The following is a 14,760-nucleotide window of genomic DNA, read 5'->3' on the forward strand; positions in this document are numbered from 1 at the left end:
ACCGTGAACAACTCCGGGTGTGCGCACAAAAAAACCGGGTTGCTTCGATATCGTGAGATATTTCGGCAACCCGGCTGTCTCGGTGAGACCCTATGGGCTTTCCGCCCCACCCTCGCGGGTGGTTTAGTATTATCGTCTATCTGATTGTATGGTGCTGCGATAGAGGCTGAATAAGCTTCTGTGACGTGCCAAGCTCCGAGCCTTTCCGGGCTCTCATAGAGGGAGCGTCAACTGAGTCAGGATAAAAAGTGACGAAAAGGTAGCATGTTGCAGTAGACCAGTAAACAATTTTTTTATGCAGATTTGTCTATATATGATTATAAATTTCCCAACGGAATGTTGCTAAATCGCAACCCATTTTCGAACCTATTGCTATCATAGGTGCTTCTGCCAATCGCAGAAACCGTCATCATCCAAAAGGGACCGGGCTGGGGCTGGCATCGAGCCATTCCATCATCACCCGGCACGGCGGCAGCATTTTGTTTCTATATCGCCTGGGGATTTTCCGCCGCTGGAAGAGTTGCTTTTTTCTGACATGTTGCTACTTTTTAAGTTAGTATGTTTTAATACTAAAACGGAGGTGCCGACATGGCGAAAAAAACCGACTCTGGCACAAACGACGAATCCTCGATTCGCACACTGGGGGAGTTGATCACCACGTTGGACAACGATCCCACCATCCTTGAACGGATATCGACATTCATGCCCGAGTTAGGGAAGATGAAAACGGTGCATGATCGCCACCGGGCCCTATTCGCAGAGGTTCTGGGGGGGAATCGCGAGAAGGAGGGGGAACTTGATGCTGCCCGGAAGGATACCAACAACCATCTTGGTGTGTTCCACGGGTTGGTTCAGTTGACTGGCAGCCGCGACCCGAGCATCCCACAGAGTCTTGGCATCACCGCTCCCACCCCGACCAAACGGTCCCTCACGAACCATTTCTCCTCGCCTGAAAACCTGAGGCTGGTCTACAAGGGGCTGTCCCTGATTGCGCGGGCAGGTAGCGTCAAAGGTGCCAAGAACTACGAAATCTGGGTCTGCGACGGTGATCCGATGGTAGAAAGCAACTGGAGATACCACACACACTCCACGCGGGTGAACCATATCGAAATTACCGGGCTGACACCCGGCAGAATGTACTACTTCAGGATCAGGGCGGTACTTTCCGGCGGGAACAGCCCCTGGTCGAACTTTGTAGGCATGATGGCGATCTAGATCCCTTCCCACCATGGCCACCACGCGGAACTCACATTTCGACGTGGTGGCCTTCCATTTCACGCGACTTCTCCTTCCCCTCACAAGGGCATTCCTCCTTACGGCACTGGTGATCACTTCACCTATCTGGCCTTGTCGTAGCGCGAGTAGCGTAAGTCCCCCACGAAGTACCGGAAGTTTCCCAAAAAGGTGCATAACTTTTCTCCGAACTTGGGCATCTTTTGTCTTATGTTGCATAACTCTCGACCTGAGTTGGTGAACTCTTCTCCTGATTTGCCCAACCCTTGCCGTAGGTTTGTCAGCTCTTGTCCGAACTTGCACAACTTTTGCCGTTAACTCTTGTCTTAAGTTGGCCAACCCTCCTCCTCACGTGCACAAATTTCGTAACATTTTATCTTGATTAACTTCAGGGCTAGATATGCCGGTGTCTCCGACATCTCCGCGACCTCCTTCTCGTCGTACAAAACCCTCACGTTACCTCCTGTCGAACCTTGTAGTCGGCGTAGGTGCGGTACCCAGGGGATGCGCTGGTACGCCCCTTGGTCTGCCATCACGCCAAGGAGCTAATATCTGGTGGAAGCTACAGGATGCGGAAGGGGGTGCGGGGAGGGTTCTCGGCAGGGGGGGACGGGCACAGCGGGGCTCTGGGTAAACGATCGCCTACAGTGGGATCGGGGATTTTCCCGCTGCCCCCGGATGAATGCTGGCGGGGCTGCCCCGCCGTAGGTACGAGTGGGACTGGGTGGGGGCGGGAGATAGCTTGCAGGTCAGGTTGCTTGACGGCGGGGTTGCACGGTAGGGAGAGAGGGGTAGGAGAAACTCCCCAACAACTGCAAGGAGAATCCTTCGCGGACCGGAGGCGGACCGGAGCGGCAACGAAAAAGGCCCTTGGATTTCTCCAAGGGCCTTTTCAATAGATGGTCGGAATGAGAGGATTCGAACCTCCGACCCCCTGCTCCCGAAGCAGGTGCGCTACCAGGCTGCGCTACATTCCGGCTCTGAAACTCTGACGGGTCAATCAGGAGGAGAGATATATCAGTATTGGACGCGGCTTGTCAAGCACTAAGAACAGGTGAAAGGTAAAATATCCACGTTCCGCTATCTCTGTCCCCGGCAACCCTCCCCAATGACCGCAAACACCTACTTTATTTTCACCCGGTAAACGAGCCTAAAGCTGCCGCCGGACCGGATGCTGCCGGTCATGGGTATGCGCCAGTTGGTCACGTTGCCGTCGTACCCTGCGGGCGCAGCGCCGGCGCCGGATGCCGGGACATAACTCCAGGTGGCGCCCTTGTCGCTGGAATACTGCGGCGTCCCCAGGGAGAGACCGGAGGCGGGGGCGCTGTCGGTGAAGGTGAACGGTGCGCCGCCACCGAGGAACAGCGAGGAGTAGGGGCCCATGTCGTCGGTAAGGACGATGTTGTTTCCGGCGCCACCGCCGGTGTTGACCAGTTCCACGGTGTAGACCACGTCCTGGCCGGGATCGGCGCTGCCGCGGCTGGCGGACTTCAAGATGGAGATGAGCGGCATGGCGGCCATGGTGACGCTCGCGCTCGCGCTGGTTCCGGTGAGCCCGGTCGGGCCGCTGGCGAGGGGCGCGGCGGTGGTGTTGGTCACCAGGCCGTAGCTGGAACTGGCGACGTTGAAGCTGACCTGGCAACTGGCGCCGGGGGCGATGGAGGCGGCGCTGAACCGGACCTCGCCATCGCCCGCGACGGACGCCGCGCCCGAACTCCTGGTGACGCTGCCGCAGCCGGCGGGGGAGAAGCTGAAGCTCGTGTTGCGCAGCGCCATGCCGGCGGGAAAGGTGTCGGTCACGCTCACGCCGGTCAGGGGGGCGGCGTTCGCCGCCGGGTTGGCAAGGATCAGCGAGAGTGTCACCGGCGCCCCCACCGCGACCGTGGCGGCGCCGAAGGACTTCGCCGTGGTTGGGGGGGTGAAGACGTTCAGGGTGGCGCTCGCGCTGCCGGTATCGAGTCCACCCCCAAGGGCGCTGAACCGGGTGGCGTCGTTCAGGTAGGAAGCGGCGCTGTCGCCGCGCACGGTCGCGCTGAAACTGCAGCCGGCGCTTCCGGCGGCGATGGCGCCGGAAGCGAGCGAGACGCTCGACGCGCTGTACGAGGTGGTGCCGCTGCAACCGGTGCCCGAGACGGCGCCGACGCCGGTGACGGTAACCCCGGCCGGGAAGGTGTCGGTGAAGGCGAGGCCGCTCTGGGCGGGTTTGGTGACCGGTTCGTTGACGATGCTGAAGTTCAAGGTGCTGCTGCCGCCGACGGCTATGTTGCCGTTACTGTAACTCTTGGTGAGGGTTGGGCGCGGCAGGTTGGTGAAGGTGCAGGTCAGCTCGTCTCCGGCGGCAGGCGCCAGAGTGTAGCTTGAGGTCTGCCGCGCGTTGGGAAGGAGCGCCCCCGCAGTCGCACCGGGGCCCGCATAGGCGTTACTGCAGGTGAGGCTTCCCGCGTACTTGCCGGAGGGCGTGCTCCCGGCGCTCATTACGTCGGTGAGGGTCAGTGGCTGATCAGGCGCGCAGTTGAAGACCGTGCTGGCCGAACTCTGGGTGCCGGAAGTGGTGGCGGAGGCGGTGCCGTATATGGTGCCGCTCGCGCTGACCGTGAACTGGTCCCCGGAACTCACCCTCGCCGGCAGGTTCTTCACCAGGGTAACCCGCGGCCGCTTGGTATTGGTGATGGTGCAGGCCGCGGCGGCGTTGCTGGCATTGAGCGTGGCGCTCATGCTGCGCTGCGCCGGGGCGGTGCTGAGGGCGGGGGTGCCGGTCACGGGGGCGCAACTGATGGCCGCGGTCGGGTCCCAGTCCCCCCCGGCGGCCGCCTCGGTGATGGTGAGGGTCTGGTCGGCGGCAACTGCGTTTATGAATACCCGGGCGGTTTCGTTGTCCCTGAGGGTAAAGTTGACGCTGTTTCCCGCCGCGGCGATGGAGGCCGGGGTATAGGTGCCACCCGTGGCGGAGGTTGCCGTCAGGGTGGCGCCGGTGAGCACGATGACCTTCGAGCCGGCGGGCCCGGTCGCGGTGAAGGTGAACGGCTGGGTCGAGCCGTCAGGGAGCGTCTGCTTCGTCACGTCGACGAAGGCGCCGGCGAAGACGCTGACGTTTCCGCCGACGGTGGCGACGCCGGCGTTGCATTTGGAGGGGGAGCCGTTACTGACGTCGCCCGGACCGGTGCAGACGTTACCGGGGTTTTGCCAGTAGGTGACGACGTAAGGTACCTTGAGGGCGCCGGAGCTGTCACCGGTGCAGAGGACCTTGATTTCGTCGACGGTCGTGGTGAAGTTCGCGCCCCCCTTGAAGTCGCCGCAGCCATCACCGTCCAGGTTGAGCCACGGGCTGGGGGTGGTCGGGAAGGTGGCGACGGAGCAGATGTTGCCTGGCGTGGTGTTGCGCGGGTCATTTCCCTGCTGTCCGACGAAGAAGCCGACGTCGTAACGGTCGGTGTTGGTGCCAGAGAGGCCCAGTTCGACTTTGAAACGGAAGTCACTCCCCATGATGCAAAAGGGTGGGGTGCCGGCTTGCGCGGTAAACACCGGCGCTATGGTGAACTCTCCGGCCGTGCAGTTAAGACCGCCGGTGCGATAGCCGACGCAGGTCTGGTCTTGCCACGCGTTGGTGGTGAGCGCCCGCGAGGGCGAAGGCACGGCGAGCAGGGCGAGCAGCGTTGCCGTCGCCATCCCGAGCCAATGCCGGCGCGTTTCCCGTACCATCGATGATGTCCTGTGGTTGCCTTTGTGCATCTGCTTCTCCTGAGGCCGTCGCTGAAACCTTACCGCCGGCCATCGGCTCAATGTGTAGTGACTGCCGCTATTCGCCCCGGTTCAGCGCGGCCAGACCTTCCTTGACCGAGTTCTGATCGAATTTGAAGCGGAACTGGACGAACGGCCCCTGCGCGGCGTAGTTGGCGCCGGAGAAGTCGCGGTCGCGGAAACCGACCAGGTTGTACCCGAGGCTCACCCACGCGTTCTTCACCACGTTGCAGCCGATCGAGCCCCCCAGGCTGTAGTTCATCTGGCGTGCCTGCCAGCTGTGCAGCAACGAGCCGCGCAGCCCGATGTCCCAGGTGTCGCTCAGGTCGTGCCGCCCCTCGACACCGACAAGGTCGGTGATGCCGCTGAAATCCTGGTCGTCCAGTTGCTCGAGCACGTACTTCACGCCGTACTGCAGCGAGAGTTGGTTGTGCTTGTCCGGGCGGAAGTTGGCGTTCAGGTTGTTGACGATCCTTCTCCCCTGGGTGGAGGTGCCGGAGCTCTTCTCATCCTTGAGGATCAGGTCCAGCCGGTCCAGGAGGATCCAGCGGGTCACCGGCGGCCGGTAGGCGAGCCCCAGCCTCAGGTCGGCGTCGGTGGAGCGGGCCCCGTCGGTTGAGCGGGCGTGCAGCACCTGCAGCCTGCCGGTCCAGCCCCAGAAGAGCCCCTGCTCGTTGGTGAGGCCGGTGATCACTCCCCACTTGTCCTGGGTCTCGCCGTCGCGGTACTCGACGCGGTTCGACCACAGAAGTTTCTTCTCCTGGTAGGTGGCGCCCAGGGAGATCGCGCTGTAATCCTCGCCGCCGGAAGCGCTCGGAACCTTCGCGTCGAACACGTAGCCGGGGCTTTTCCTCAGGGTCTGGCTGCGGTCGAAGCCGCCGTCGACGGACCAGAAGCTGTTCACCTGCCATTTCTGGGCGAGGCCGACGTTGGCGAAGGTTCTCTCGTTGTTTTCCTTGCGGTCGTTGGCCATGGAGGTCGAGAAGGTGCCGCCGCTCCAGGGGGTCGACTTCATCCCGACCCTGGTGGTGTTGGTGTCGGCGTCGTCGGCGCGGGTGAACTCCTGCTGGCCGAAGAGGAGCAGCGACGGGATGACCTGGAAGTCCGCCCCGAGTATGGTCCTCGTCGGGTAGTCGGCGTTCTGGTTCTTGCTGAAGAGCGCCTGCTCGTGATCAGCCCTGAGGGTGAGGCGCTGGTTCAGCGTCTTCCAGCTCCCCCCCACCGTGCCGAGCACGGAGGTCGCGTTGCTGCCGTCGGCGAGGGTGTCGTTGGCGTAGCGCAGGCCCGCCTTGCCGGTGAGGACCTTGTCGGAGTAGCCGATCTGCCCTTCGGCGAAGTCTCTCACCGTGCCTCCGGTAAGGTTGTACTGGCGGTAGAGCTGGCTGCCGAGGCTCAGCTGGTTGTCCAGGCGGTAGGTTCCCTCCGCACCGAACTTGCGGGAACCCGCCTCGCTTCCCTTCTGCTGTCCCAGGCCGAAATCCGCCTCCTGCTCCCGGAAGTAGGCCTTTCCTTCCAGCTTCTGGTCCATGTGGGTGATCTCGGCGAGGTAGGCGTTGCCTGAAGCCTTTTCTGTCGGCATGTCGCGCTGGGTGGTGGCGATCTCCGCCCGCGCCTTGGTGCCGGGGCCGAGGGTTACCGTGGCGTCGGCACCATAGAGGTTGCTGTCACCGCTTACGTGCCCTTCGTGGATGTAGCTGCCGCCGACCTTCAGGTTGCCATCCAACAGCTTGACGCCGGCGCGCCCGCCGTAGGTGAGCGCGTCCCCGCCGGCGTCGGTGACCTCGTAGTCGACCACGATGTAGACCGGGTTCAGCTGGTCGTCCTTGGCGAAGACCGGACTCTTGAAGAATAGGGTGCCGGCCTCGTAGTCGATGCTGTAGTCGATGAACCGGGTGAGGGTCTTGCTGTCGATCACCCGCTCGCTGTGGAAGCGGTCGCGCGACTCGATGGTGATCTGCTCCGAGTTGACCACCAGCCCTTTGCGGCTGAGCCGGTACAGGCCGGAGGTGCCGTCGCCGCGCAGTTCATCCTTCACGAAGGACTGGCCGGTCTCGCTGCCAAAGGCAGTGATTTCGAAATCCCTGGAGCGGTACTCGGTCTTCACGCCGTTCAGCCTGCGGCTGTAGCGCGACAGTTCGGTGACCGAGAGGCCGGTGTCGAAGTCGCCGAGCACGGCGTTGAACTGGTCGCGCTCGACCTTCAGGAACACCTTCCGTTTGCTGGAGGCGTCGTAGGCCTGGGCCGTGGCGTCGCCGTAGAGCGTGTAGAATGCGTTGGGGTCGATGTTCTGGAACAGCGAGTTGCCCGAGACGCCGGTGTTCTTCTTGGCGCTGTCGTAGGACATGGTGATGAGCCACTCCCCCTTGACGCTTCCCTTGGCGTAGAAGGCGACGCGCCCTTCATCGTAGAGGTGTTGCTCGTTACCGGCGTCCTTCAGGGTCTGCATGTGACCCGTGGCGGTGTTGTACCCGAGCGTCCCCTCGGCGAGGCCGACCAGGATCCAGTCCCGCATCTTGGGCTTCACGTAGGTCTCGACATCGAGGGTCGCCTTGTTGTAGGCGAGTTGGGTACGGTACAAGCCGCTCGCGGTGACCGGCTGGAACTTCATCCAGCCTTGCGCGTCGACGGCGATGAGACCGCTACCGGTGCTGACTGCGAGCGTACCGGGCTCCAGGTAGGGGCGCAGCTCGCCCCCCTTCAGCGCCAGCTCGGCGTTGGCCGGGACGGGCTTGCCGTCCTGGTCCAAGAGCTCGATCCGCACCCGCACCGGGGTTCTGCCGTCGGCAACGTTCCCCTCCGCCGAGACCAGGCGGATGGAGGCGATGTTCCCGGTCCGGGACAGCCGGGCCTTCTGTTCGAAGCGGGCGACGCCGAAGCTGTCCAACCCCTTGAGCTGGAGCAGGTGCTCACCCTTGTCCCCGAAGTCGATGCCGATGAAGGTGTACAGGCTCTTCTCGCTCTCCCGGTCCCTCATCTTGAAGCCGATCTTCTCGGGCGGGATCGTTTGACCGTCCAGGGTGAGCACCGGGGTGAGCGCCGAGTCGAGCACGACCTGGACCGCGTTGATCTGCGACGCCAGCACGGTTCCATCCGCCGGCGAGAGAATGCCCTGCTTCTCCTTGACGTGCAGGTCGGCGTTGGGATCGGCGGCCGGTGCCTTTCCTTTGGCGACTTTCTCCTCGAATTCCCCGCTGTTGACCAGGTCCTGCGCCTGATTCGCCTGGAGTGGGGCAAAGGCCACCGGCGGAGGCTGGTCGGCGCGGTTGATGTCGTCCATGCTGTCCGACAGCTCGGCCGAGGCGGTAAGGGTTCTCAGCGGTTTACCTTGGGCGTCGCAGATCTGGACGGTCACACCGCTGTTGGAGTTCTCTTCCTTCACGTCCGGGTCCAGCAGTGATTGCAGGCGCAGGTCGAACTTGCCGTCTTGCGGCAGCTTGTCGAAGCGGTAGACGAGCGCCGTGTCAGTAGCCTGCGGATCCGGCATTTCCCTGCCGCAAAGGCGGGAGGTGCCGTTCATGTAGAGAAGGCTTTTGGGGAGGGTCAGGTTGACCGTGACGTTCCGCAGCGTCTTGTCGACGTCGGCCAGCTTGATGCGGTGGTGCACGATGCCCTCGCTCAGCGCGGAGTAGAGCTCGACGCGCTCCGCCTGCGGCGCGCGTGCGGTGGTGGTCGCTGCCGGAGGCGTGAGCACACCGGCCAAGCCCGCCGCGCCGGTCGGACCAGTCGGACCGGCGGCCGCCGGAGTAACCGCCGGAGTAACCGCCGCCGTTGCCGCCGCTGTTGCCGCCGCTGTTGCCGCCGCCGTTGCCGTTGCCGTTGCCGTTGCCGTTGCCGTTGCCGTTGCCGTTGCCGTTGCCGTTGCCGTTGCCGGGGCGGCTTGCAGCTGCTGCTGCGGGCCGCGTTGCCCTGCCGTTGCCTGCTTTTTCACACCGCTTCGCTCTTTCACCACGGTTACCTTGGTGCTTTGCACGTTCTGCGAAAGCGAAACCTTCACCTCGACGCGACGGTTCTGGGCGCGACCGGCTTCGGTGCGGTTGCTCGCGACCGGCTCTCTCTCCCCACGACCGGTCAGATAGAGCGCTTCGGGCGGAAGGTGCAGGGCGGCGGTGAGGAAGCGCCCGACGTTTTTGGCCCGGGCGAAGGAGAGTGCCGTGTTGTCGGCGTAAATGCCCCGGCTGCGCGGGGCGATGCGTACCTGGTCGGTGTGGCCGATCACTTCTATCCGGTCGAGGTTGAAACGGCTGAGCAACTCCGCCAGCGCGCCGAGTTGCTTGCGGTCCTCGTCGCTCAGCTCCGCTGCGAAGGTGGGAAAGTGCGGATGCAGCACGACCGGCGGGAGCGAAACCTTGCTCTCCTCCTTTACCAGGGAAAGGACATTGTCCAGTTCAGGCGTGAGGACGCCTTTGGCACCGGAGGTGTCGAAGGTGAGCCTGGCCTTGGTCTGCAGCGTGCCTGCCTGGGTGGCCTGCTCGATACGCGCCTTGAAGCGGATCTCCTTGCCCCAGGCGGCGTCGGCGGCCCCCAGCGCGTAGGTCAACCGATTGCCGTCCACCTCGGGATCGGAATGGGCTGTTCCTTCCAGGTTGCTGCTCCCCCGGTGATAAACCACCCCTGGCGGCAGATCAATGGTGAGGCGCAGGTTCTCCAGCGGCACCCCGGCCGCCTGCATCGGTATCCGGTACTCGATCATTTCGCCGCTTTGGGCGCTGATCATTTCCAGGCTCACTTCGCCTTGGTAATTGGCCTCCGCCATCGCACCTGACGCACCCGGCTCTGCCGCTGCCGACGTGCTGGCCGTGCTGGAGGCACCGGAGGAGCTGGACGGCGCGTGCACAGCGGGTACGGGCGCTACGGCTGCTGCGGCTGCTGCGGCTGCTGCGGGTGCTGCGGGTGCGGGTGCGGGTGCTGCGGGTGCTGCGGGTGCGGGTGCGGGTGCTGCGGGTGCTGCGGGTGCGGGTGTGGGTGCTGTGGGTGCTGTGGGTGCCGTCGGGGCTCCGGCCTTGTCCTCGAGTTTCCCGAGGTAGAAGTCGGTGCGCCACATGGTGCCGCCCTGGAGTTCGGCGAACTGCGAGTAAGCGCGTCCGGCGAAGCGGCTGTTGTTCTCGCATTGCCGCACTTCGTAACCTTCCGGAATGGAGTCGATGTCGAGCTGCACCACGTGCGTCCCGGACGCCACCCCCTCGAAGTGGAACATGCCACGCTTGTCGCTGACCACGAAGGTACCGTCCTCGAGGTAGATCCCAACCCCCTCCATCCCCTTCTTGTTGTCCTCGGGGCGCTCACCGCAGGCGCCGACAAAGACGCGCCCCATGATGATGTTGCGGCTCTGCAGGAATGCTTCCTGGACCGTGATTGAGGCGGAGGCCGGAACCGAGCTTACCGGCGGATTGCTGCTGGCGGAGGCGACGTTGACTGCCGTGCCGGGTTTGGCTCCCGCTCCTACCAGGACCACGTAGCGAAGCAGCGCCGAACTCTTCGGCGCCAGGGTCCCCACCCGGAAGGTAAGGGTGCTGCCGTCGGTCGAGATGGTCGGCTCCGTCATGGTCGCGCCGTTCAGGCGTGCGGAACCCTTCTGGTAGCGAAGGCCCGCCGGCAGCTTGTCGGTGACCACCGTGTCGAACACCGTGCCGACCGCGTCGGAATTCTGCAGGGTCACCTCGTAGCTTAGGTATTCGCCGGTCGAGACTACGCTTTTGCCGGCAGTCTTCCTGAGCCACAGTGTGCCGATCTTCGGGTCGATGGGAAGGTCGACCCGGATCGCGGGGCCGGCCTGGACGGTGAACGCCTCGCCGCGCGAACCGGGCTCGAGGATGTGGTAAGGGGCGCCGGGTAGGGTCTGCAGGCGGGCCGTGGTGACCGTGGAGGGGGCGGTGTAGGTCTCCGGCGGCGTCACCTTGAGCAGGTAGTTCCCGGGGGCGACGAACGGGAAGCGGTACCCCCCGGGGCTGAAAGCGTAGATTCTCCCCGTGCTGTCGCTGGCGACGCCGCCGGTCACGACCTTGCTGGGGTAAATGTTGTTTGCGGCGCCGTCATCGCCGAGGACCGTGGCGCGGAGGCCGGTGGCGGCATCGATCAACTCGACGGTCACGCCGTCCACCGGCTTCCCGGTCACGGAGTCGAAGACGATACCGAAGGGGTCGACGATGGCCGCGGCGGCGGAGCTGTCGCTGCCGTCGACCTTGTCCACGTAGAGCGCCTTGATATCGGACGCCTCGCTGACGCTGAGGACGCCGTTCCTGGCGACGCTCGCCTGGGAGGCGGTCTGGATGTACCCGACGAATACCCCGGTGTCGGGACCGGTTTCGGTCAGGAGCAGCACCTCGCTGTCCCCGGTACCCGGATCGCTGATGGTGACCTGCACCGTCTCGGCCACCTCGCGGTCCAGGTTCTGGTCGAGGTCGGTGACCCGCACGAAGAGCGGTTCGCCGGCGTGGAAGGTGCTCGAGGCGGTGAGCGGGAGTGCCGTGGAGATATCGATGGTGCTTTGCGTCCCGACGGCGACCGGCGCCGCCACCGTTGCGAGCCCGCCGGTGCTGTCGTAGAAGGAGGTGGCGGGCACGGTGACGCCGGTGGCGTCGGTCGCGCCCGGGGCATATTTCAGGAATTCCGCCGTCGACTTGGTGCGCGCCATCACGGTCACCGTGACCTGCGTCGTCACGGTTGGCAACTCCCGGCAACTGAAGCTGGCCCGGTTCACGATCCGGTCGCCGTCGCTCGCGGCCGACGCGGCGTTCGCGATGACGAAAACGGTGAACAGCGCGAGGAGCATGATCGACAGCCGGGCGGCCCGGCTGCGCTCCGGACGCAACTCCGCGGCAGCCCGCGGCACAGAGGTGCCGCGGCCCCGCCGGTCGCCGTGGGCGCCGGCAAGCTCCCCGGCCCGGAGGCCGGAGAGGCTGCTTAGGATGTTGTCGATCAGGCTCTTCATCACGCTGAGGCGTTTCTCCCTACTTGATCTTCACCTGGTAGGCGATGGTGACGCCCTTCCCGATCGGGATGGTCCCGGGGGTGGTGGCGTTGGCGTTGACCCCGACGTTCACCACGAGGTTCGGGGAGTTCCCCGCCACGTAGCTCGCCTGGTTGGCACCCACGGCGCCGGCCGTGAGAGTCGCGGTGACGCCGTTGGTGTCGATGTAGAAGATCTGCCGCGAACCGGTGTAGGGAGTCAGCGGATCGGTGACATAGCTGGTGGGGACGTAGTCCGAGATGGCGCACGAGGTCAGGTCGAAGGTGCTGGCGCCGCTATTGGACGCTTCGACCACGTACTCGATCACCTCGCCCGGCTTTCCGGTCACCCCTCCGGTGAAGTAGGGGAGCGAGCCCGCGCCGGTGTTCCCCTCGATGGAGGTGTTGTAGTGGGCTGTCCCGGTGCCGGTCATCGGCGCCGTGACGTTACGCGAGTATTTCTGGAACGTGATCGTCGGCGGGGTGGAGGTCCACTTGTTGGCCGGCGCGGTGGTGGCGGAGTTGGTCGGGAAGTTCGGTGCCGTGACGTCCGCCTTCACCGTGGTGGTGATATCCATGCCGAGCGTCGAGATAGTGCCGGGCTTGGCGGTCAGGTTCACCTGCTGGCGCTCGCCCACCTGGACACCGGCTCCGAGCACGTCACCCGCGGCGATCGCCTCGGTGTTGGCCCAGTAGATGGTGAAGGTGTTGTTGCTCGCGTTGTACTGGGTCGAGGTGACCTTCGGGGTGTAGGTGTGGCTGTTCACCGTGAAGACGATGATGTCGTTCACGGCGATGCCGTTCACCTCGGAGTCGGCGCTGACGGCGCCGCCGATCGGTGCCGGGACCACGATCGAGGTGGTGCTGCCGGTGCCCGCGGTGATGCTGGCGCCCAGCACGACGCTGGTCCCGCCGGTCACGCTGGCGCCGGTGCTGTTGCTCGAAGCCGTGACCGACGGAGTCACCGTATAGGTGGCCGGGCCGTTGGCGGACGAGGTGATGGTGACGGTGTTGGCGATCCCGGGGGTGTCCGGTCCCTGGTACGAGGCGTCCCCCCTGGTGATGGTGACGTTGGGCGTACTGGGCACCAGGTCGACCTTCACGGTGACCGAACTTTCGGCGGTCAGCCCGCCGTTGTAGGAAAGCACCGCCCGGTTAACGATGGCGGTATTGGCGGCCGTGCTGGCAGAAGCTATCTGCGCGCACAGCACCGCCGGCGCCGCCAGCACAAGTGCCAGCAGCGATTTCATGACAGCTCGCATTCTATCTACCTCCTAGGTGGGGCTCCCCGCAACCGTGGCCGGTTCCGGGGAGCCGGTCGCGTTAGTCCACCTGCACCCGGTACTTGATGGTGTAGGTGCGGTTCCAGCTCGCGGGAGCCACGCAGAGGGACTGGGTGTTCTTCGTGCGGTCGGTGCAGGAAGGAACAGTGCCGCCTCCGGTGGGGCTGGAATCTTGACCGAGGTAGAAGTTGAGCGCGGCGCCCGCGGTGACGGCGGCAGCCTTGCCGAAGCCGACCGTCGGTGCCGGAGACGCCGGCTGGGCGGCGACTTCGCCGCTGGCATCCACGGTGAGGCTCACCGTGTTCACGCCGTCGGAAACCTGCGCGAAGTAGCCGGTGCCGTCGGTGGATACCGTGCCGTCGTAGCTATCCTGGAAGGTGACGAGCTTGGTGTAGGTGGGGACGTTGTCGATGACCGCTGCGGCGATCGCCTGTCCGCCGTTGTTGGTCACGGTGACGAGGTACTCGAGGACGTCGCGCGGGTCGCTGGTGGCGTTGGGGCCGTACCCGGTGTTCTTGGTGATGTTTTTCACCTGCTTGAGGATCTCGAGCTTGGTGGCCAGGAAGTTACCGGCGAGGCAGGTGTTGGCCGGGCTGTTGCTGGCGCTGCCGACGTAGGTGGTGTTGTTGCCGGAGCTGTCGGTGACGGCGAGCTGGTAGTCGACGGTGGCATCGGTGGTTTTCAAGTTGGCAGCGGCGCTGACGTCGATCTTCACGATGGCCATCTCGCCGACCACGGTGCCGACCGCGGGAGCCTTGGTGTTGAAGGCCGGGGCCGCGCCTGCGCTGCCAATGCCATTTACGTTGGCAAAGGCTTCGACCACGATCTGGTCACGCACCTCGGCGGTGGCGGTCCCGGTAGCCGTGCTGGCCACGGTGCCGTTGACCGAGTAGCCGGCTGCGTGGCCGAGCACCACGTCCTTGACGAGGTATGCCGTCTTGGAGGTGCCGTAGTCGACTACGACCACATCGCCCTTGGCGAAGCCTCCATCGGTGCCGGCTTTCAGGGAGCCACCCGGGAAGAGCAGGGTGTCATTGCCGGAGGTGCCGACGACGATGGCGCTGTTCAGCAGCAGGTCGCTGACGCCGGAGGTGGCCGGCGCCTGGGTGGTGCCGTCAGCCTTGACGATGGTGTAGGAGGCGCTGCTGCTGCTCGCGTTGTGCGCGGTGTTGGTGATGGAGAGTTTGTAGGTATCCTGGCCGTTGGCGGTCGCGGTCAGCGCATAGGAGGCGCTGAAGGTCCCGCCGGAGGCGTAGCTGCCGATGCCGAGGCAGTTGAAGCCCGGCATGCTGGCGCTGTCGGGCGCGCTGGTGACGTTGAGGCCGGCCTTCACCAGATTGACGGTGACCGAGGTCGAGAATGCTGCGCTGAAGGAGGTGGTGTTGCTGGCGTCCTTGTAGTCAACGGTTACCACGTTGAGGATGGTGGTGCCGGCGGTCGTGCTCGCGGATGCGGTCGCGGGGATACCGGCTGAGGCCAAGGCGCTGATTGCCAAGGCAGCGAGAAGATTGCGTTTCATAAGATCTCCTTTTTGTGATGCTTCATTTCAATAAAAATAAAT

5 protein-coding genes, 1 tRNA gene and 1 riboswitch are annotated in these 14,760 nt (G+C 64.3%); of the genes, 1 reads left to right on the top strand and 5 read right to left on the bottom strand.

The genetic code is table 11. The features are described 5' to 3' along the window. Positions 1–61 precede the first annotated feature (61 nt). Positions 62–138: riboswitch (cyclic di-GMP riboswitch) on the bottom strand. A 450-nt stretch (positions 139–588) separates the two neighbouring features. Beyond that, positions 589–1,215, top strand: a complete 627-nt coding sequence (locus KOL99_RS03880) for a fibronectin type III domain-containing protein (protein ID WP_216509158.1) — start codon at positions 589–591, stop codon at positions 1,213–1,215. A 918-nt stretch (positions 1,216–2,133) separates the two neighbouring features. On the opposite strand, the gene KOL99_RS03885 is transcribed toward KOL99_RS03880, so the two are convergent. The 5 genes from KOL99_RS03885 to KOL99_RS03905 form a co-directional block, all read right to left on the bottom strand. Further along, positions 2,134–2,210: transfer RNA gene (locus KOL99_RS03885), tRNA-Pro, on the bottom strand. 145 nt (positions 2,211–2,355) lie between these two features. Further along, a complete protein-coding gene (locus KOL99_RS21750) occupies positions 2,356–4,962 on the bottom strand; it encodes a DUF7933 domain-containing protein (protein ID WP_216509159.1) in 2,607 nt (868 codons plus the stop codon). A 67-nt stretch (positions 4,963–5,029) separates the two neighbouring features. Next, positions 5,030–11,899, bottom strand: coding sequence for an OmpA family protein (locus tag KOL99_RS03895; protein ID WP_216509160.1), 6,870 nt, complete (start codon positions 11,897–11,899; stop codon positions 5,030–5,032). 19 nt (positions 11,900–11,918) lie between these two features. Further along, positions 11,919–13,178: a hypothetical protein gene (locus KOL99_RS03900; protein WP_216509161.1), complete on the bottom strand. Its 1,260-nt coding sequence runs from the start codon at positions 13,176–13,178 to the stop codon at positions 11,919–11,921. 61 nt (positions 13,179–13,239) lie between these two features. Beyond that, positions 13,240–14,718 (bottom strand): autotransporter outer membrane beta-barrel domain-containing protein, encoded by a 1,479-nt coding sequence (locus KOL99_RS03905; protein ID WP_216509162.1) that lies wholly within the window; start codon positions 14,716–14,718, stop codon positions 13,240–13,242. Between the last annotated feature and the right edge of the window lie 42 nt (positions 14,719–14,760).

This window comes from Geomonas azotofigens (assembly GCF_018919395.1).
GTDB lineage: Bacteria > Desulfobacterota > Desulfuromonadia > Geobacterales > Geobacteraceae > Geomonas > Geomonas azotofigens.

Bases quoted from the DNA above. Each gene is read 5' to 3' on its own strand.
- KOL99_RS03880 (WP_216509158.1), top strand. From the start codon at position 589: ATGGCGAAAAAAACCGACTCTGGCACAAACGACGAATCCTCGATTCGC.
- KOL99_RS21750 (WP_216509159.1), bottom strand. From the start codon at position 4,962: ATGCACAAAGGCAACCACAGGACATCATCGATGGTACGGGAAACGCGC.
- KOL99_RS03895 (WP_216509160.1), bottom strand. From the start codon at position 11,899: ATGAAGAGCCTGATCGACAACATCCTAAGCAGCCTCTCCGGCCTCCGG.
- KOL99_RS03900 (WP_216509161.1), bottom strand. From the start codon at position 13,178: ATGCGAGCTGTCATGAAATCGCTGCTGGCACTTGTGCTGGCGGCGCCG.
- KOL99_RS03905 (WP_216509162.1), bottom strand. From the start codon at position 14,718: ATGAAACGCAATCTTCTCGCTGCCTTGGCAATCAGCGCCTTGGCCTCA.